The sequence below is a fragment of the Psychroflexus tropicus DSM 15496 genome (assembly GCF_000378765.1).
GTDB lineage: Bacteria > Bacteroidota > Bacteroidia > Flavobacteriales > Flavobacteriaceae > Psychroflexus > Psychroflexus tropicus.
Window position 1 is genome coordinate 256,982 of sequence record NZ_KB905345.1, and the last position, 20,213, is coordinate 277,194.

Below are 20,213 nucleotides of genomic sequence, written 5' to 3' on the forward strand. Positions count from 1 at the left end.
TACAAAAATAAGGATTTGAAAGACCATTAAAAATTATTAACGAAGCCTTAGGGCAATTTAGTTTGAGTTTAAATAAGTTATTCTTATCAAATTAAGCTAAGTGATGAAAAACTTCTGGATAAAAAATCAGCTTATCCAAACATTGCTTTATTTTTGCCCCATGGCAAGACGAAAAAATTCAAAAAAAACCTTTGAAAAGGTCGAAATTTTAGATGCAGGAAGCAAAGGAAAAGGCATAGGAAGAGCAAGCGATGGACGAGTTCTAATTATAGATAACGTAGTTCCGGGAGATGTAGTAGATGTAAGCACCTATAAAAAGCGTAAGTCCTACTATCAAGCCAAGCCGACTCAATTTATCGAACTTTCGCCTAAACGCACAGAGCCTGTTTGTGATCATTTCGGAGTTTGTGGTGGCTGTAAGTGGCAAAATATGGCTTATAATCACCAGCTGTTCTATAAGGAAAAGGAAGTTTTAGAAAATCTCAAACGTATAGGAAAAGTTGAAATTGAAAGCACCAAACCCATCCTTGGAAGCGAAAAAACCTATTTCTACAGAAATAAAATGGAGTTTTCTTTTAGCAACAGTCGCTGGCTCACTGAAAGTGAAATCTCCAGCGGAAAGGACATTCAAGATAAAAATGCCCTTGGATTTCACATTCCAGGGATGTGGGATAAAATTTTAAACCTCAACAAATGTCATCTTCAGGAGGATCCTAGCAACGCCATCAGAAACAAAATAAGAGACTTTGCTACCAAAAATAATATCGAATTTTTTAATCCAAGAGAGCAGATTGGTCTATTAAGGACCTTAATGATTAGAACAAGCTCTACTGGAGAATATATGATTTTGATTCAGTTTTATCAGGAAGATAAAGCTAAACGTGAATTATTATTGGATTTTATCATCGAAGAGTTTCCTGAAGTGACTTCTTTACAGTACGTCATCAATGAAAAAGGAAACGATACGATTTACGATCAGGAGGTGATTAAGTATTTTGGTCAGGACTTTATTTTTGAGGAAATGGAGGGTTTAAAATTTAAGATTAACGCCAAATCTTTCTACCAGACTAATTCCGATCAGGCTTATGAACTGTATAAGATTGCCAGAAGTTTTGCTAATTTATCTGGCGAGGAGCTCGTCTACGATTTATACACTGGTACTGGAACTATAGCTCAGTTTGTAGCTAAAAAAGCTAAGCATGTGGTAGGTATTGAAGCGGTTCCGGAAGCTATTAAAGATGCCAAAGCAAATGCGAGATTGAATTGCATAGAAAATACCTCTTTTTTTGCAGGAGATATGAAAAAGATTTTCACAACAGAGTTTATTGCAGAACACGGTCAACCTGATGTCATTATCACAGATCCTCCAAGAGAAGGCATGCATAAGGAAGTGGTTGAGCAGATACTAAGTGTGAAACCAAAGCGTATTGTTTATGTAAGCTGCAACTCGGCTACGCAAGCCAGAGACCTTGAATTGATGGATCATTTATATAAAATAGAGATAAGTCAGGCTGTAGATATGTTTCCACAAACCCATCACGTTGAAAATGTGGTGTCTTTAAGCTTACGTTCATGAAAAAAACAGGGGTTAACATTTTGAGTATCGCTTTTTTGATTTCACTTTTAATTTCCTGTGAACGAGATGATATCTGTGCTGAAGCCACTCCTACTACTCCACAGTTGGTCATTGAATTTTTTAGCGCCGATAATCCAGGACAGAACAGAAATGTTAATGACCTTGCGGTCATTGACTTTGAGCGTCAGGATACTCTAAGGTTTCCAAGAACATCCAACATTAGCATACCACTCAAAACCAATGAGATTGAAACCAAATATATTTTCAACATCAATTCTAATGATGAATCAGGAGGACGTATAGATACCTTAACCTTTAGTTATGCTACAGAAGAATTATACGTGAACAGAGCCTGTGGTTTTAAGGTGAATTTTATTGATTTTAGAGCAAGACAGCAGAACAATGACAATCCACTATCCTGGATAAGAGATCTTGAAGTAAACGAAAACATTATCAGAAATGAATCTGAAACACACCTGTCTATTACTTATTAGTTTAGTAGTATCTTCTTATTCTTGTTTTGGGCAAGAAGGTGATAATACTGAATATGAACAAGTCACAGATTCTATTTTCTACAAAGATAAATATGGACTTACAGTAAGTTTGGACCTAAGCAGGATTGGTCAAAGCTTTTGGGGTGACGACTACCAGGGCATTGAAATAGCAGCTGATTATCGATATTCAGAAAACCTATACATCGCCGGTGAATTAGGAAATGAAGTGTCTACCTACAATGAAGAAAATTTGGTAAACGAAACCGATGGAAGTTATATTAAGCTCGGAGTCAATTACAACATTTACGACAATTGGATTGGGATGACCAACTTGATTTATGTAGGGTTTCGCTATGGATTTGCCACCTATTCTCAAAACCTCCAAAATTACACCATCTACACTAGAGATGATTTCTTTGAACCTGATGTTAGAACAGTAGACCAAACTTTTGGAAACTTGACTGCTAGCTGGTTAGAATTACAGGCAGGAATTCGCGTAAATATCTTTGGCAACTTTTACATGGGCGCTCATGTTCAGCTTAAAAACCTGGTGTCCAGTACAGATATCCCAAATTTTGATAATTTATACGTGCCTGGATTTCGTAGAACTTATGATAATTCAAGTATTGGAGCTGGCTGGGGTTATAGCATCAGTTACTTAATACCGGTTTACAGCAAAACAAAACGACAAGCTATTGACAACTAAACTTATTGTTTAGATGCTTTTTTGGAACCTTCATAAATTTGATAGTTTAAAAGTCTGGACTCGAGCTTAGCATTATAAAGCTTTATTTTTCGGGAGGGCCTTAAACCAACGTGCTTAATGGCTTCAAGATCTGCTACGATAAACCAGGCCGAACTTCCAGGGTAATTCTGCTTCAAAGTGTCACCTATTTTGGAATAAAATTTAGGGACATCTACATCAAGTCTTACTCCATATGGCGGATTGAACACCATATGCAAATGACGCTCTGAGGTCTTATGACTTTCAAAAAAATCCTGTCGCCTTACTTCGATAAAGTCAGATAAGTTTGCGTTTTCAATGTTTTGAATAGATTTTTCTACTGCAGAAGGTGCTTTATCATAACCTAAAATATTGAAGCTGAAGGATTTTACCTTTTTTAAAGTCGAATCTTTAATGATCTCAAAAAGATTTTCATCAAAATCTTCCCATTTTTGAAATGCAAAATGATCTCGGTTAATGTTTGGCGGGATATTACAAGCTATCATAGCTGCTTCAATTAGCAATGTTCCACTTCCACACATGGGATCTAAAAAATCGCATTGTCCAGCCCAGCCCGATTTCAAAAGTAAACCGGCTGCAAGTACCTCATTGATTGGTGCAATATTAGTTGCTGTTTTGTATCCGCGTTTAAAAAGAGGATCTCCAGAAGTGTTAAGACTTATTTCACAATTTTCACGGTCGATATGAACACTCACCTGAACATCTGGACGCTCCGTATCTATGCTTGGTCTAAATTCAAATTTATCTCGAAACCGATCTACAATAGCATCTTTGGTTCTAAAAACGACGTATCTGGAATGAGTGAAAATTTCAGAATTAACAGTCGACTCTACTGCAAAAGTTCCATTTTTATCGATAAGGTTTTCCCAAGCAAATGCATTTATTTTTTTGTAAAAATCATCTTCATTATAAATCTTAAAACTAAATAGGGGTTTCAAAATACTAATAGCAGTTCTCAAGCTTAGGTTGGCTTTATACATAAAGCCAAGATCTCCTACAAAAGAAACATGTCTTACCCCTTTTTGGATATCCATTGCACCAAGCTGTCTCAGTTCCTTAGCAAGTTCATCTTCAAATTCATAAAGACACTTTGCTATCATTTTGAAATTATTTTCCATGAAGAAGATATTTTGGAGGGCAAAAATACACTAATTTTGCACCCTAATTTTTACAAGCAGGCTTTAAATCATAAGAATTGAATAAATTCCACGTATGAATATACTTTTACCAGTCCTGGCAGTTCTTATCGGGTTTGGCATCTCTTATTTTGTATATAAGAAATCTGTCACGATCAATCTGCTTTTAGCATTCAGCGGCTCTTTTTTATTATCTGTGACTGTTTTGGAATTCCTTCCTGCGATTTACAACACAGGAACAGCCTCAATAGGAATATTCATTTTAGGCGGTATTTTACTTCAAATTATTTTAGAATATTTGTCTGGAGGTGCAGAGCATGGTCATTTTCATCTTTCCAAGAAAGACACCAATTTCCCCTATGTACTTTTCATGAGTCTTTGTATACATGCTTTTCTCGAAGGTATTCCTATAGACAGCAACCATCACCTGTTGTACGCGGTGATTGTTCATAAAGTTCCAATAGCAATCATCATTGCCTCTTTTCTTTTCAATACTAGATTATCAAAGACTAAAATTATTGTGTTTCTGATCATATTTGGCTTGATGACCCCTTTAGGTAGTTATATTCAGTCCAATACAAAAGTTTTAGACCCCATTGTAATTTATCTTGATGCTATTGTAATTGGTATTTTTCTTCATGTCTCCACGACAATACTTTTTGAATCCTCCAAAGATCACAAATTCAATATTTACAAATTTGGGGTTATACTTCTGGGAATTCTTCTGGCGCTGGTTCTTTAAATAAGACTTCAACTTTTAAGTGCAGAATTTGTTGAATATTCTTAATTTAGCGGTTTTAAAAATCTTAGCAAACAAAATGTTATGAGCAAATACGATATTATAGTTTTAGGTAGTGGACCAGGTGGTTATGTAGCAGCGATTAGAGCATCTCAATTGGGTTTTAAAACAGCCGTTATAGAGAAAGAGAGCTTAGGTGGTGTCTGCCTAAATTGGGGATGTATCCCTACAAAAGCTTTATTAAAAAGTGCCCAGGTTTTTGAATACCTAAATCACGCTGAAGATTATGGCTTGAGCGTCAAAAATCCGGACAAAGACTTTACTAAGGTCGTAAAACGTAGTAGAAGTATTGCAGAAGGAATGAGTAAAGGTGTTCAGTTCCTTATGAAAAAGAACAAGATTGATGTGATCATGGGTCATGGAACCTTAAAAAAAGGAAAAAAGATTTCTGTAAAAGATGATAAGGGCAAGACCACTGACTATGAAGCAGATCATGTAATTATAGCTACAGGAGCACATTCTAGAGAACTTCCTAATTTACCACAGGATGGAAAAAAAGTCATTGGTTACAGAAAAGCGATGACTTTAGATAAGCAGCCAGAATCCATGATAGTTGTAGGATCTGGAGCTATCGGCTCAGAATTTGCAAGCTTTTACAACGATATGGGTACCAAAGTGACTTTAGTCGAATTCCAACCCAACATAGTACCGGTAGAGGATGAAGAAGTTTCAAAGCAATTTGAAAAAATTTACAAAAAGAAAGGCATTAAGGTAATGACCAATTCTTCAGTAGAAAGTGTTGATACTTCAGGAAAGAAAGTGAAGGCCAAAGTAAAAACTAAAAAAGGAGAAGAGACCTTAGAAGCCGATATCGTATTATCAGCAGTAGGAATTAAAACACATATTGAAAACATTGGTTTAGAAGAAGTTGGTATTAAAACCGATAAAGATAAAATCACAGTGAACGATTATTACCAAACCAACGTTCCTGGATACTATGCTATTGGTGATGTAACACCAGGTCCAGCGCTCGCTCACGTCGCCTCTGCTGAAGGTATTTTATGTGTTGAAAAGATTGCTGGTGAAAAGGTTGAAGCTTTAGATTATAGTAATATTCCAGGTTGTACCTATTCCAATCCAGAAATTGCTAGCGTTGGAATGACAGAAAAGCAAGCTAAAGAAGCTGGATACGACATCAAAGTTGGTAAATTTCCTTTTTCTGCTTCTGGTAAAGCCAGTGCTTCTGGTGCTAAAGATGGTTTTGTGAAAGTTATTTTTGATGCAAAATATGGAGAGTGGCTAGGTTGCCACATGATTGGTGCTGGAGTAACAGATATGATTGCAGAAGCCGTTTTAGGAAGGAAACTAGAAACTACGGGGCATGAAGTCTTAAAGACCGTTCACCCTCACCCTACCATGAGTGAGGCTGTAATGGAAGCTACTGCAGATGCTTACGATGAAGTGATTCATTTATAATAAAAGACATTAGTTTAAATTTGAAGCTTCTGGAATTAATTTCAGAAGCTTTTTTTAATTTTAAATATGAGGAAGGAAATCACAAGTACATCTAATTCGCTAATTAAACATATTATTCAGCTCCAGAAAAAATCTAAAGTTAGAAGGACTGAAAAAGAGTTTATAATTGAGGGGGCACAGGAGCTACAATTAGCTCTAAAATCTGGATATAGCATAAAACAAGTACTGGTCTGTTTCAAAATTTTTGATTTCGAAATTTCACTAGAAGAAATAGGTTGCGAAATAATTGAGATTTCTAAGGAAGTATTTGAAAAATTAGCCTACCGCTCCACTACCGGCGGAATAGTAGGAATAGCCGAGGCTCTAAAACTAAACTTGAATGAATTAAAGTTTAACACGTCTACTCCATTAGTTGTCGTTGCGGAAGCTCCAGAAAAACCTGGAAATATTGGGGCTCTGCTAAGAACCTGTGATGCAGCACAAGCCGATGCATTTATACTTGCCGATCCAAAAACAGACCTTTACAATCCAAACATCATACGATCCAGCGTTGGAACTGTATTTACAAATCAGGTCGCTATAGGATCCACCTCCGAAATCATAGACTACTTAAGGAAAATGAACATTCAGATTTATGCTGCTGCTCTTCAAAATTCTACCTCATACCTCGAAGAAGATTTTAAAAACGCCACAGCTATAGTGTTGGGAACAGAGCATGAAGGCTTAACCGAAGATTGGAGAACTCACGCCGATAAAATTATAAAAATACCTATGCAAGGAAAAGTTGACTCACTCAATGTTTCAGTGTCGGCAGCAATTCTTATTTTTGAAGCTAAGCGACAACGCTATAATTTACAATGATAATTTTCAATACTAGTCCCACATGCGCATAGTTTTCTTCCTCCTGATTTTACTGACTGGCTTTACATCCCAAAAAATTAATGCTCAGGAAGCTTTACCTAAAGACTATTTTGAAAAACCTCTGGATATCCCTCTATTATTATCTGGTACCTTTGGAGAATTAAGATCCAATCATTTTCATGCTGGTATAGATATAAAAACAAAAGGAGTGACTGGCCTATCAGTCTCGGCCTCTGCAAAAGGTTATGTAGGTAGAATTAAAATTCAACACGGGGGCTATGGTAAAGCGTTATATGTTTTCCACCCCAACGGTTATCAAACAGTTTATGCCCACTTAAGTGGATTTTCACCACAAATTGAAGAATACATAAAAAAGGCCCAGTATGAAAAGGAATCCTATGAGATTGAATTATTCCCTACCGCCTCAGAGTTAAAGGTAAAACAGGGCGAAGTTATAGGTTATAGTGGGAATTCTGGCTCAAGCGGAGGACCTCACCTTCATTTTGAAATTAGAGATTACAACTCTAGACCTATGAATCCATTCCTTTTTGGGTTTGAAGAAATAAAAGATTCTAAATCTCCTCAAATCTTTGCTTTACATGCTTACCCCCTTAGTAAAGAAGCTCACATCAATGGAAGCACAGAACGTACACAGTTAAAATTAATTCGACGTAACGATGGTAGTTATAAAACGGAGTCTATTAAAGCCTTTGGAGATATTGGGTTCGGGATAGATGCTTATGATGTTTTGGATTTAACCTATAACAAAAACGGGATCTACTCTGCAAAAACTTCATTAAATGGCTCACCTGTATTCGAAAGCAGATTTGATAAATTTTCGTTTTATGAAACTCGATATATTAATCGATTTATTGATTTTGGGTACTATAAGGAGAACAGAAGAAAAATTCATAAACTATTCGTACAGCCTAATAATGACTTAAGCATATATTCTAATATTCTAAATAATGGCATCATAACCATAAATAGACATAATGAAGATAAAAACTTCGAAATTTTAGTTTCAGATTTTAAAGGAAATACGCAACTGATTTCTATTCCTATCACTTCGGAATATAAAGATGATCTAAATATTGAAGAAAAAGCAGAAACAGCCTATTTCGCAAAGGCTAATTCAGCAAGTAGTTTTGAAGGCGATAAAATAGATCTCTATATTCCCAAAGGGGCCCTCTATGAAGATACTTTTCTTGATATTAAGTTTGAAGGATTAAAAATCGACTTACACGAAGAAACCACGCCACTTCATAAATCTGTGACGATCGGGTTTGATGTAAAAGAGTTTTCTCCCGAAGATCAATCCAAATTGTATGTGGGGAGGGTGACATCCTGGGGGAGTCATTATTACGTGTCTACCTACAGAAAAAAAGACAGGTTAACCACCAAAACCAATCAATTTGGAACCTACAAATTATTTGAGGACAACACTCCTCCATCCATCAAACCTATGAATTTTAAGGATAAACAGTGGATGTCCAATTTTAGGTATATGAAACTTGAAATTGAAGATTTAGACTCAGGGATCGAAAGCTATAGAGCCACTGTAAATGGAGAGTTTATTCTTATGGAATACGATTATAAAACAAATACACTTACACATGATTTCAACGATGATAAAATTAGAGATACTAAAAATGATTTAAAAGTCGTTGTTACGGATAAAGTAGGAAATACTGCTATATTTGAAGCAAAGTTTTATAGAAAAAACTAATCCAATTCAATTTGAAACACCTTTTTATATTTGTTCTTCTTGGTCTATTTCAAGGTATCCATGCGCAAACTGCAACTGTTCAGGGATTAATTTTTGATGAAAATAACAACATCGTAGCCTTTGCTAACGTCAGCAGCGATTCAGGAGGTACAGTTACCAATTCAAATGGGTTTTATCGACTTTCTATTCCAGCCAATACTGATGTAAAACTTAAAATTAGCTATGTAGGTTTTCAACCTATAACTTTAACCTTAAAGCTTAAGCCAAAACAGGTTGAAGAACTCAATTTTGTTTTGAAAACTAACGTTGAACAAATAGGAGAAGTAGTTTTACGAAATGAAGGTAGAGCAAGAATTGAAGGGGTAACCACATTAGATCCAGAAACCGTAAGGAAAATACCAGGAGCCAATGCAGGTGTAGAAAACTTATTGAAAACCCTACCTGGAGTAAATTCCAATAACGAATTGAGTACTCAATATTCAGTCCGCGGAGGTAATTTTGATGAAAATCTGGTATACGTAAACGATATTGAAATTTACAGACCTTTCTTAATAAGAAGTGGTCAGCAGGAAGGCTTGAGCTTTGTGAATACAGATTTGGTGAGAAATGTTGAGTTTTCTTCAGGGGGATTCAAAGCTAGGTATGGAGATAAAATGTCTTCTGTATTGGATATTGAATACAGAAGGCCTGTAAGTTTTGGAGGAAGTTTTGAAGCTAGTTTTTTAGGCGGGAGCGCTTCGGTTGAGGGGGTTTCAAAAGATAAAAAGCTTTCGGCAATAGTTGGACTAAGGTATCGAGACAATTCATTGTTTGTAAACTCTAAAGATATTGAAGCTAACTTTAGACCAAGGTTTGCGGATATCCAAACCTTCTTAACCTACCAATTTAGCTCAAAATTTGAACTTAGCTTTTTAGGTAATATCGCCGTGAATACATACAATTATGAGCCCTTCACAAGGCAAACTAATTTTGGCACCATAGATGACCCGCAAGCTTTACTCGTTTTTTACGAAGGTGAAGAAGAGGACGTTTATGAAACCTATTTTGGAGCTTTTAAGGCGACTTACAAGCCAAATGATAATTATACTGGAAAACTTATTGCCTCTGCTTATCACACTAAAGAGCAAGAACATTTTGACATTCTAGCCAACTACAGACTAGGAAGTGTAAGTACTGACTTTGGAGACGGCAATTTAGGAGAAGTGGATTTCACTGAAGGTGCAGGATCTCAGTTTACTCATGCCAGAAATAATCTTGATGCTTTAATTTTTAACGTACAGCATTTAGCTTCGCATAAACTGGATGGACACCTAATAGAATATGGAGCCCGCTATTCTCATGAAGATATTCGTGATCGCCTTCAGGAATATGAAGTCATAGACTCTGCTGGATTTAGCATTCGACCGCCTCTCCCAGATTTTAACAATGATCAACCATACAATCCCTTTGATGCGGCCATTGAACCATTTATAAGTATCAGGGCTTTAAACTCAACCAAAATAGATCGTCTCACCGCCTTCTTACAATGGAGCTACAGGACAAGCCTTGGAAATTCAAAATTATGGATGAATGCAGGTGTGAGAACTCAAGCCTGGAGAGTTTCTGGAGAAAATATAGAATCTAATACTCAACAGGTTGTAAGTCCACGAGCACAAATATCATTAAAACCAGATTGGGAAAAAGATATGCTTTTTAGGTTATCTGGTGGTTTTTATCACCAACCCCCATTTTATAGAGAACTTAGGGATTCTACTGGAACCGTCATCCCAACCGTAAAAGCTCAGGAATCTATTCATCTGGTTGCAGGAAATGATTACAGCTTTCAGCTATGGGACAGGCCTTTTAAACTGGTCACTGAAGCATACTACAAACAACTCAACGACGTCAATCCTTACACTATCGAAAACGTAAGGATTCGTTATAGAGCTAGAAATGATGCAGAAGCTTATGCTTATGGGCTAGATATGAGGTTGAATGGAGAGTTTGTTCCGGGGACAGAAAGTTGGTTTAGTTTTGGCTATCTCAAGACTGAAGAACGGCAAGGAGACAGGGAATTCATTTCAAGACCTACAGATCAGCGTTTAAAATTTGCTGCTTTATTTCAAGATTATGTTCCCAATTTTCCAAAAATGAAATTGTATTTAAATCTGGTTTATAACACAGGTTTACCTGGAGGTTCTCCTCAGTTTGAGGATCCTTATGATTTTCAGAATCGACTTCCAGATTACCAACGGGTAGATGTAGGCTTTTTCTATGCTTTAAAAGAACCGAATGACAACTTCAAAAAGAATCACTGGCTCAATATATTTGAAAATGTAGATGTAGGATTCGAGGTGTTTAATATGTTTGACCGATTGAATTCAATCACCAACACTTTTGTAAGAGATGCCTCTTCTAGAAATCAATTTGCGATTCCCAATTTTTTGAGTCCACGAGTTTTTAATTTAAAACTTTCAGCTCGCTTTTGAAAAGACAATGCTCTTCAATGTTGAAACAACATAATCTAATTCTGCTTGGGTTGTGAATTTTGAGAAAGAAAAACGAATACCAGGATAATCCAATTCTTCACCATAAACTTCATTGAGCACAAAAGAACCTAACTGAGCTCCACTTTGACATGCGCTACCTTTGGAGCAGGCGATTCCTTTAAGGTCTAATTGAAACAACATCATATCAGATTCTGAAGCAGACAAAGGAATGCTTACATTCACTAAGGTGTAAGTGCTTTTATCTAAGTCTCCAGAAAGTCCATTAAATCTTACTCCAGGAATCTCTTTTTCTAGCGAGTTAATAAAATGAGATTTTAAAGACCTAATATAGTTGGAGTCTTTGTTTAAATTTTCGTAGGCAATTTCCATGGCTTTTTGAAGTCCAATAATATTATGCACACTTTCGGTTCCAGCGCGTAGCTCTCGTTCCTGTGACCCACCGTGAATCATAGGTTTGAGTTGACCTCTGTTTTTAACGTATAAGAAACCCACTCCCTTAGGACCATGAAATTTATGAGCACTCACAGCAACGAAGTCAATTGGCAACTTCGATAGGTCAAGGTGATAATGCCCAACAGATTGTACAGTATCACTGTGCAGGTAAGCTTCATAGTCTTGGCATAAGGCAGAGACAGATTCGAGGTCTAAGATATTACCTATCTCATTATTGATATGCATTAAGGAAACTAGCGTTTTTTCCTGGGGCTGTTCTGCTAAAAGTTTTTCAAGGTGTTTAAGATCTACAGCCCCATCTTCATCTAAATTTACAAACTGAAGTTTTATTTTATGTTCAGCCTCTAGAAATTCAACACAATTTAAAACGGCATGATGCTCAATTTTAGAAGAAATAATTCTCGTTACACCAAGATCTCTCACAGCGCAGGAGATAGCCATATTGTCTGCCTCGGTCCCACCAGAAGTAAAAACTATATTTGCTGATTGAACGTTTAATAATGAAGCTATTGACTTCCTAGCAAATTCAACCGCCGCTTTTGCTTTTCTCCCAAACGCATGGGTAGAAGAAGGATTACCAAAATTGGATTTCATGCTTTCATTAATGGCAGCAACTACTGCATCATCGATTTGAGTCGTAGCGGCGTTATCTAAATAAACTGAATTCATCGCTTAAATTTTCTAATACAAAATTACTTCAAATTAAATTGAAATCAGCTAAGTGTTATATCTTTGAAGATAGATTTAAGACTATGAGAAGAGTAATTTTATTGATGATTATAGCAGTATGCTTAAGCTGCGATGATGGAGACATTATCGTAAGTGATTTCAACTTCGATGCGGACTCCAGTCTTAATCTCTGTGAATTTGAAAATAACCGTAAAGTCTTACATATCGTTACTGAATCGAATGAAGCTATTTCTTTCACATTCGAGGAAAATATTTTAGAAAATATTGAAAATATTATTGATCCAGTTCAGTTTACTGTTGAAATAGATGGGTCTAATCGAATAAATTACAGACGCCTTAGCTCCAGTGTAGAGAGTAATGATTACTTCTGCCAGGAGATCCCTCCTGGAGAACCTACTGTGGTAGAAGAGTTTGCAAGCACTAACGGCGGTAGCGTCCTCTTTACCATTTCTAGGGCTTCAGGTGAGGGAGTGGATACGGATGGGGATGGAATCCCCGACCTTAATGAACGAGCAACAGACAGTGAAGGTAATTTTATTGGAGATGTGTTTGGTCATGACACCGATCAAGATGGCATTCCAAATTTTTTGGACATCGACGATGATAATGATAATGTACCTACAGTGGTCGAAATAGGAGGAACAGACGATTCTGATATTGATTTAGATACTGATGGAGATGGGGTGCGGAATTATTTGGATGAAGATGATGATGGTGATGGAGTGCTTACTCGTAATGAAGATCTTAATGCCTTTGAAGAAGGCACCCCCGAGGAGCCTGTCTTGAATCCTAGGGATGATGATAGTAATGATGATGGAATTCCTAATTATTTAGATGCCAGTATATCAGAAGAAGTAATTGTAGATTTTTTTAGGGATAACGTCGTTTCCAGAAACTTTAATATTACAGTTGTTTTTAACAATATAACTCTTCAAAATATTGAAAATGAGCGCACTATTCGATTCAATTCTCAGGGCTTTGGAACCTTTTCTTTTCCAACTTCAAATGAAGTGATTGATTTCAGGGAGTAATTAAGATTTACAAATCTGAGTCAGCATTCCATTAAAAATAAAATAATGAAAAGGCAACATAGAATACCAGTAGAGCCTACCTCTTAAGCCTTTTGGTCTGAAGGTTGCATTCTGATGAACGACATTATTCTCATCTATAAAAAATTCCAGCCAGGCCTCCCCTGGTACGCGCATTTCTGCAAATAAAAGCAAGCGCTTTTCTTCCTTATCTGCCATGAGAACTCTCCAAAAATCTAAAGAATCTCCAGGGTTGATCTTATCGGGATTAGTTCTCCCTCTTCTCAAGCCTACACCACCAGCCAGTTTATCGATATAACCTCTTATTTTCCAAAGAAAGTTAGCGTAATACCAGCCATTTTTACCTCCTATAGCCCATATCTTTTCTAGTGCCAAATCTGGATCGCTAGCTTTCATATTTTGATGATCATGAAGGCAACCATACTTGGGGACTTTAATATATTTATTCAAATCCTTCTGAGAGTAGCGGCTGCTCACTTTAGAATCTTTCCAACTCGAAATCACCTGATTCTGTTCTATTTTCACAAAAGCCATTTCAATGGCTTCTTCATAGGTATGGGGTTTAATACCGAGAATATCCTGTAACCTATGATCTTTAGCAATTACATTAATGCGCATACTATCTACCAGGTTGGCCGCTAATTTATAGGAAGTAGAGGTTACAAAATATAGCCAATAAGAGGAAAGCTTTGGGGTCATAACCGGAACGTTAAATATAGTCAGTTTTAACCCTCTCACTTTTGCATAACCTTTCATCATATCCTTATAGGATAACACATCCGGACCTCCAATATCAAAGGAATCGTTATAAGTTTCAGGCTTTTCTAAAACTCCCGTCAAAAACTTTAAGACATCTCTTATCCCAATAGGTTGGCATTTGGTATTCACCCATTTTGGTGTAATCATAACAGGAAGCTTTTCGCACAAATCCCTTATAATTTCAAAAGAAGCGCTGCCAGAGCCTACAATAATTCCTGCTCTGATTACTGTTAAATTATAATCTCCTTTATAAAGTATAGATTCTACATTTTTTCGAGACTCCAAGTGCTCTGAGAGGTTATCTTCATTCACAATACCACTTAGAAAAATGACCTGCTTTACAGAGGTTGCTTTCATATAAGTATTAAAGTTCTCTGCAGTTATTCTTTCTTTCTTAGAAAAGTTGGAATTAGAACTCGTCATGGAATGAACCAGATAATAGGCAGCATCAATATCTTTTGGGAAGAGATCGGGTTGAACATCATCCAGCAAATCCACTTCCACAATTTGAATTTTACTTTTGGTTTCCTTATCTACCGAAAGTCGATCTGCACTTCTTACTGCACAGACCACTTCATGTCCGCTATCTAAAAGCAAAGGCAAAACCCGCATGCCAATGTAACCATTGGCTCCAGTGAGTAAAATTTTCATTGTTTAATAATTTTCAAAATCATTTGAAAAATGATCTGATTTATATTTCAGAATCCTTTTTAAGAATTCATGATTACGCTTTTCTTTAGCTTCTACTTTTACAAAATAATTATCCATGTATATAGAGTAGACCTGAGCCTGACCCTTATAAAGTTTTAATTTATAATAAGGGATGACCAAAGCAAAAGTCTCAAGCAGGGATCTAAAAGTCAATATAATTCCCTTGGGTCTCATCTCTACACCACAGGTGTTAAGGTTATTGTCTAAAATTAAGAGGTTATGTATTTGAATACTTGAAGAGTGGATCGCGAGTTTTCCAGATCCAATTCCGCCCATCTTTATTCTATCCATAAAGGTGAAAGGTGGACCAACTTCATTATTGATTTGTTCCTTTATTTTAGGACGGTTATAAGAAACATTTAAAAGCATGTTTTTATTTGAAATATACTTAATTCCGCACTCACATCTTGGAAAGTCCTCTAAATTTTAGATTATCTTTGCAACTGAAACTGAATAACTATGACCCTAGAAACACAACTTTCTAAGCACATAACCACTTTTTTAAAAAACACTCATCAAGTAGAAGTTCAAGATTTTGATTTTCAACTCACTAGAAAAGAATTCGAAGGTGATCTTACACTTGTCGTTTTCCCACTCCTAAAACATATAAAAACCAACCCAGTTCAGTTAGGTGAACAAATTGGCGAGCATTTAGTCAAGGCGTCTGAAACAATTTCGGCCTTTAATGTGGTTAAAGGATTTTTGAATTTATCCCTTTCTGAAACTTACTTCTCTAAACTGATTCAAGACATTCATCAGGATAAAAATTTTGGCTTTAAAGAGGTTACCCCAGAAAGTCATAAGGTGATGGTAGAATACTCTTCTCCAAATACCAACAAACCACTACACCTGGGTCACGTAAGAAATAATTTGCTCGGTTTTTCTGTTGCAGAAATTCAAAAGGCTGCTGGTAAACAAGTGTATAAAACCCAAATCATCAACGATAGAGGAATTCATATCTGCAAAAGTATGGTCGCCTGGCAGAAATTTGGTGATGGAGAAACGCCAGAAAACTCTGGAGTAAAAGGCGATCATTTAGTAGGTAAGTACTATGTAGAGTTCGACAAGGCCTATAAAGCTGAAATCAAAGAACTTGTTCAACAGGGTACAGCTGAACAGCAAGCTAAAAAGCAAACCCCAATATTTATTGAAGCACAGGACATGCTTAAAAAATGGGAAGCTGGAGATGAAGAGACTGTAGCCCTTTGGTCAAAAATGAACAACTGGGTGTACGAAGGTTTTGAAAAAACTTATAAAGAGCTTGGTGTTGACTTTGACAAAAACTACTACGAAAGTGAAACCTATCTTTTAGGAAAAGATCATATTAAGGAGGGTTTGGAAAGAGGTGTCTTTTATAAAAAAGACGATGGAAGTGTATGGATAGATTTGTCGGATGAAGGTCTTGATGAGAAAATCGTTCTTAGATCTGATGGCACCGCGGTTTACATGACACAAGACATCGGCACTGCTATACAGAGGATTACAGATTATGACATTGATGAAATGGTGTATACCGTTGGAAATGAACAGGATTATCATTTCAAAGTACTATTTCTTATTTTGAAGAAACTAGGCTTCAAATGGGCCGATAATCTGTATCATTTAAGTTATGGTATGGTGGACCTTCCTAGTGGAAAAATGAAAAGTCGAGAAGGAAATGTGGTAGATGCCGATGACCTGATTGATGAAATGATTGAAACAGCGAGAACCATATCACAAGAGCTAGGAAAACTTGAAGGCTACGATGAGGCTGAAAAAAACCAACTCTATAAAATGATTGGTCTTGGAGCCTTAAAGTATTTCATTTTAAAGGTAGATCCTAAAAAAAGAATACTCTTTGACCCAAAAGAATCTGTAGATTTTCAAGGTAATACCGGTCCTTTTATTCAGTACACCTATGCGAGAATTCAATCTATCCTGAGAAAGGCAAACACTGAGGCAGATTCCCTGGATGTTACTAATTATAATTTTGACGATAAAGAAAAATCATTGATTAAACAATTGAATGAATTTCCAGGAATCATTCAGCAGGCTGCAGACCAATACAGTCCTGCATTGGTAGCCAATTACGTTTACGATTTGGTAAAAGAATTTAACTCCTTTTATCAAAACATTTCTATACTTGGCGCTGATGACTCCAATCAGATTCACTTTAGAGTAGAACTCGCAAGAATTGTAGGGGAAGTAATTAAAAAAAGTTTTGCTGTTCTTGGCATTGAGGTGCCTCAAAGAATGTAATTCTCTGCAATCTCCATAAAAAAAGCCTCAATTTGAGGCTTTTTTTGATTATAAAGGGATGTTACCGTGTTTTCGTTTAGGCCGTTGAACATCTTTATTTTCAAGCATAGCGAAAGCTTTAATTAACTTACGACGAGTTTCCTTTGGCATAATCACCTCATCTACGAATCCGCGTTGCGCTGCTTTGAACGGATTGGCGAAGGTCTCGGCATATTCAGCTTCTTTTTCAGATAACTTCAACTCAGAGTCTTCAGCTTCCTGTATTTCCTTCCTAAAGATAATTTCTGAAGCTCCTTTGGCACCCATTACTGCAATTTCTGCCGTTGGCCAGGCAAAATTAAGATCGGCGCCAATATGTTTAGAATTCATGACGTCATAAGCGCCTCCATATGCTTTCCTGGTTATCACAGTCACTCTCGGAACGGTCGCCTCACTTAAAGCATAAAGTAGCTTAGCGCCATGAAGTATGATACCATTCCATTCCTGGTCTGTTCCAGGCAAAAATCCAGGGACATCCACAAGTACAAGTAATGGGATATTGAAAGCATCACAAAATCTTACAAATCGAGCGGCCTTTTTGGAAGCATCCACATCCAAAACACCAGCTAAACTCATAGGCTGATTTGCTACGACTCCAACACTTCTTCCTCCTATTCTGGAAAACCCAACAATAATGTTATCGGCATAGTTTTTATGGACTTCAAAAAAAGAATCTTCGTCAATAATTCCTTTAATGACATCGTGCATATCATAAGGCTTATTCGGACTATCTGGAATAAGAGAATCTAAACTCTCTCTTACCTCATCTTCTAATTGAACAGGAAAATGTTCTGGGGTTTCTTTATTGTTTTGAGGGATATAACTCAATAAGGTTTTAATATGTTCTAAGCACTCTACGTCATTGACAGAGGTGAAATGTGTTACTCCCGACTTAGTAGAGTGTGTGCTTGCCCCACCCAACTCTTCGGAGGTAACCTCTTCATTAGTAACGGTTTTTACCACATTAGGTCCTGTAACAAACATGTAGCTTGTATTTTCTACCATAAAGGTAAAATCTGTCATTGCCGGTGAATAAACAGCTCCTCCTGCACAAGGGCCCATGATCGCTGAAATCTGTGGCACAACACCTGAAGCCTGGACATTGCGATAAAAAATATCGGCATAGCCTCCAAGGGATCTTACCCCCTCTTGAATTCTTGCCCCACCTGAGTCGTTTAATCCTATGATAGGCGCTCCTACTTTAACAGCATGATCCATCAATTTACAGATTTTTTCAGCATGGGTTTCTGAAAGTGCACCGCCAAATACAGTAAAATCTTGAGCATACACGTAAACCAACTTATTATTGACAGTACCATAACCCGTGACCACGCCATCACCGTAATAAATTTGGTTTTGCATTCCAAAATCTGTAGTTCTATGGGTCACTAAAGCACCAATTTCTTCAAAAGAACCTTCATCCAGTAAATACTCAACGCGTTCTCTGGCCGTTAGTTTTTTCTTTTCGTGCTGTTTGTCAATACGCTTTTGACCACCACCAAGCTCTGCTTGTTTAAGTTTATCTTGAAGTTGTTCTATATTTTTACTCATTGGGTTTTATTTCTGATGTAACTTCTGGTATTCTTAATGTTTTTTGATCAGCCTGGTATAATTTCAATGCCATTAAAGCTGCCAAATGTGCTTCTTCTTTTTCTTCCTCTTTCAGAACCTCTGGCGTATAATACTTCTTAACGAAATGTGTGTCAAAATCTCCAGATCTAAAGGCTTCATGATTGAAAACGAATTTCCCGAAAGGTAAAGTTGTAGCCACACCTTTGACCTCATAGTGATTGATCGATTCCTCCATAAGCTGCAAAGCAGCTTCCCTAGTTTTACCGTAAGTGATTAGCTTAGATAGCATAGGATCATAGTAAATAGGAATTTCCATTCCTTCTTCAAATCCGTCGTCTATTCGGACACCTTTGCCAGAAGGTTTGCGATACCGTTCTAAAGTTCCAACGCTTGGTAGGAAATCATCGGTAGGGTCTTCTGCATAGACTCTTAATTCTAATGCATGTCCATTGATGGTTAGATCATTTTGTTGGACTTGAAGCTCTTCTCCTCTAGCAATTCTGATTTGCTGCTCAACTAGATCTATTCCTGTGATCATTTCGGTGACAGGATGTTCTACCTGAAGTCTTGTATTCATTTCTAAAAAATAGAAATTCTTTTTTTCGTCCATCAAGAATTCTACGGTTCCTGCTCCCACATAATCGCAAGACTTGGCAACATTCACCGCTGCCTCTCCCATTTTAGCTCTCAATTCAGAAGTTAAAATTGTAGATGGAGCTTCTTCTACAACTTTTTGATGCCTACGCTGTACTGAACATTCTCTTTCAAAAAGGTGTATTACATTTCCATGTGTATCTGCAAGGACCTGTATTTCTATGTGTCTTGGTGAGCCTACATACTTTTCAATAAAAACAGCACCATTCCCAAAGGCAGATTCTGCTTCGCTTATGGCCCGCTTCATCTGTTCTTCCAATTGACTCTCCTGCTCCACTACTCGCATTCCTTTTCCTCCACCTCCCGCAGAGGCTTTAATCAAAATTGGATAACCTATTTCATCAGCGATTTCCTTGGCCTTTTTGACATCTGTAATTGCTTCATCTATCCCTGGCACCATTGGAATATCATAGGATTTCACGGTTTCTTTTGCTGAAAGCTTATCGCCCATCACTTTGATAGCATGTGATTTTGGACCTATAAAAACAAGTCCATTTTTTTCAACCTTTTCTGCAAAGCCTGCATTTTCGCTTAGGAATCCATATCCGGGATGAATTGCGTCTACCTGATGAGATTTTGCCATCTCTATAATTTTATCTCCTAAAAGGTAAGATTGATTAGAAGGTGGTGGGCCTAGGCATATAGCTTCATCTGCAAATCTCACGTGAGGAGCATTTCTATCTGCCTCAGAAAAAACAGCCACGGTTTTAATACCCATCTGTTTGATGGTTTTCATAATCCGCAAGGCTATTTCTCCTCTATTGGCTACTAATATTTTTTTCATTTTAAACGTTTTAATAGGA

General features: G+C 36.9%; 16 protein-coding genes. 10 read left to right on the forward strand and 6 right to left on the reverse strand.

Features of this window, described 5'->3' with window-relative positions; all coding sequences use genetic code 11:
• The first annotated feature begins 160 nt into the window (after positions 1-160).
• From rlmD to F598_RS0112230, 3 genes are read left to right on the forward strand one after another with little or no spacing between them, the layout of a single operon-like run.
• Positions 161-1,576, forward strand: coding sequence for a 23S rRNA (uracil(1939)-C(5))-methyltransferase RlmD (gene rlmD, locus F598_RS0112220; RefSeq protein WP_026302705.1), 1,416 nt, complete (start codon positions 161-163; stop codon positions 1,574-1,576).
• Positions 1,573-2,070, forward strand: a complete 498-nt coding sequence (locus F598_RS0112225) for a DUF6452 family protein (protein ID WP_019039352.1) — start codon at positions 1,573-1,575, stop codon at positions 2,068-2,070. Before rlmD ends, F598_RS0112225 begins: the two co-directional genes overlap by 4 nt.
• Positions 2,036-2,776 (forward strand): DUF6048 family protein, encoded by a 741-nt coding sequence (locus F598_RS0112230; protein WP_019039353.1) that lies wholly within the window; start codon positions 2,036-2,038, stop codon positions 2,774-2,776. The genes F598_RS0112225 and F598_RS0112230 overlap by 35 nt, the downstream gene beginning before the upstream one ends.
• 2 nt (positions 2,777-2,778) lie before the next feature.
• Here the strand turns inward: F598_RS0112230 and F598_RS0112235 are convergent, their stop codons facing one another.
• Complete coding sequence (locus tag F598_RS0112235; RefSeq protein ID WP_019039354.1) at positions 2,779-3,933, reverse strand: THUMP domain-containing class I SAM-dependent RNA methyltransferase; 1,155 nt, start codon at positions 3,931-3,933, stop codon at positions 2,779-2,781.
• Positions 3,934-4,027: 94 nt separating this feature from the next.
• On the opposite strand from F598_RS0112235, the gene F598_RS0112240 reads away from it, so the two are divergent.
• The 5 genes from F598_RS0112240 (at position 4,028) to F598_RS0112260 (ending at position 11,224) form a co-directional block, all read left to right on the forward strand.
• Positions 4,028-4,693 carry a ZIP family metal transporter gene (locus tag F598_RS0112240; RefSeq protein WP_019039355.1) on the forward strand — a complete coding sequence of 222 codons (666 nt, stop codon included), beginning with the start codon at positions 4,028-4,030 and terminating at the stop codon, positions 4,691-4,693.
• 81 nt (positions 4,694-4,774) lie between these two features.
• The gene (gene lpdA / locus F598_RS0112245; protein ID WP_019039356.1) at positions 4,775-6,166 is read left to right on the forward strand and encodes a dihydrolipoyl dehydrogenase; all 1,392 of its coding nucleotides are present in this window, start codon (positions 4,775-4,777) and stop codon (positions 6,164-6,166) included.
• Between the two features lie 66 nt (positions 6,167-6,232).
• Positions 6,233-7,027: a TrmH family RNA methyltransferase gene (locus tag F598_RS0112250; RefSeq protein WP_019039357.1), complete on the forward strand. Its 795-nt coding sequence runs from the start codon at positions 6,233-6,235 to the stop codon at positions 7,025-7,027.
• 22 nt (positions 7,028-7,049) lie between these two features.
• Entirely contained in the window at positions 7,050-8,756 is a 1,707-nt protein-coding gene (locus F598_RS0112255) for a M23 family metallopeptidase (protein ID WP_019039358.1), read from the forward strand.
• 11 nt (positions 8,757-8,767) lie between these two features.
• Positions 8,768-11,224: a TonB-dependent receptor gene (locus F598_RS0112260; RefSeq protein ID WP_019039359.1), complete on the forward strand. Its 2,457-nt coding sequence runs from the start codon at positions 8,768-8,770 to the stop codon at positions 11,222-11,224.
• Here the strand turns inward: F598_RS0112260 and F598_RS0112265 are convergent.
• Complete coding sequence (locus F598_RS0112265) at positions 11,210-12,367, reverse strand: cysteine desulfurase family protein (protein WP_019039360.1); 1,158 nt, start codon at positions 12,365-12,367, stop codon at positions 11,210-11,212. The two genes, F598_RS0112260 and F598_RS0112265, sit on opposite strands and share 15 nt — an antisense overlap.
• Before the next feature lie 83 nt (positions 12,368-12,450).
• On the opposite strand from F598_RS0112265, the gene F598_RS0112270 reads away from it, so the two are divergent.
• Positions 12,451-13,419: a hypothetical protein gene (locus tag F598_RS0112270; RefSeq protein WP_019039361.1), complete on the forward strand. Its 969-nt coding sequence runs from the start codon at positions 12,451-12,453 to the stop codon at positions 13,417-13,419.
• On the opposite strand, the gene F598_RS0112275 is transcribed toward F598_RS0112270, so the two are convergent.
• Together F598_RS0112275 and F598_RS0112280 are read right to left on the reverse strand one after the other, a co-directional pair.
• The gene (locus F598_RS0112275) at positions 13,420-14,847 is read right to left on the reverse strand and encodes an SDR family oxidoreductase (protein WP_019039362.1); all 1,428 of its coding nucleotides are present in this window, start codon (positions 14,845-14,847) and stop codon (positions 13,420-13,422) included.
• Between the two features lie 3 nt (positions 14,848-14,850).
• Positions 14,851-15,276: a hypothetical protein gene (locus tag F598_RS0112280; protein WP_019039363.1), complete on the reverse strand. Its 426-nt coding sequence runs from the start codon at positions 15,274-15,276 to the stop codon at positions 14,851-14,853.
• 90 nt (positions 15,277-15,366) lie between these two features.
• Here F598_RS0112280 and argS point away from each other — a divergent pair, with 90 nt between their 5' ends.
• The gene (gene argS, locus F598_RS0112285; protein ID WP_019039364.1) at positions 15,367-17,145 is read left to right on the forward strand and encodes an arginine--tRNA ligase; all 1,779 of its coding nucleotides are present in this window, start codon (positions 15,367-15,369) and stop codon (positions 17,143-17,145) included.
• A 48-nt stretch (positions 17,146-17,193) separates the two neighbouring features.
• On the opposite strand, the gene F598_RS0112290 is transcribed toward argS, so the two are convergent.
• Both F598_RS0112290 and accC read right to left on the reverse strand, forming a co-directional pair.
• The gene (locus tag F598_RS0112290) at positions 17,194-18,735 is read right to left on the reverse strand and encodes an acyl-CoA carboxylase subunit beta (protein WP_019039365.1); all 1,542 of its coding nucleotides are present in this window, start codon (positions 18,733-18,735) and stop codon (positions 17,194-17,196) included.
• Positions 18,728-20,194: an acetyl-CoA carboxylase biotin carboxylase subunit gene (accC, locus tag F598_RS0112295; protein WP_019039366.1), complete on the reverse strand. Its 1,467-nt coding sequence runs from the start codon at positions 20,192-20,194 to the stop codon at positions 18,728-18,730. The genes F598_RS0112290 and accC overlap by 8 nt, the downstream gene beginning before the upstream one ends.
• Positions 20,195-20,213: the final 19 nt, after the last annotated feature.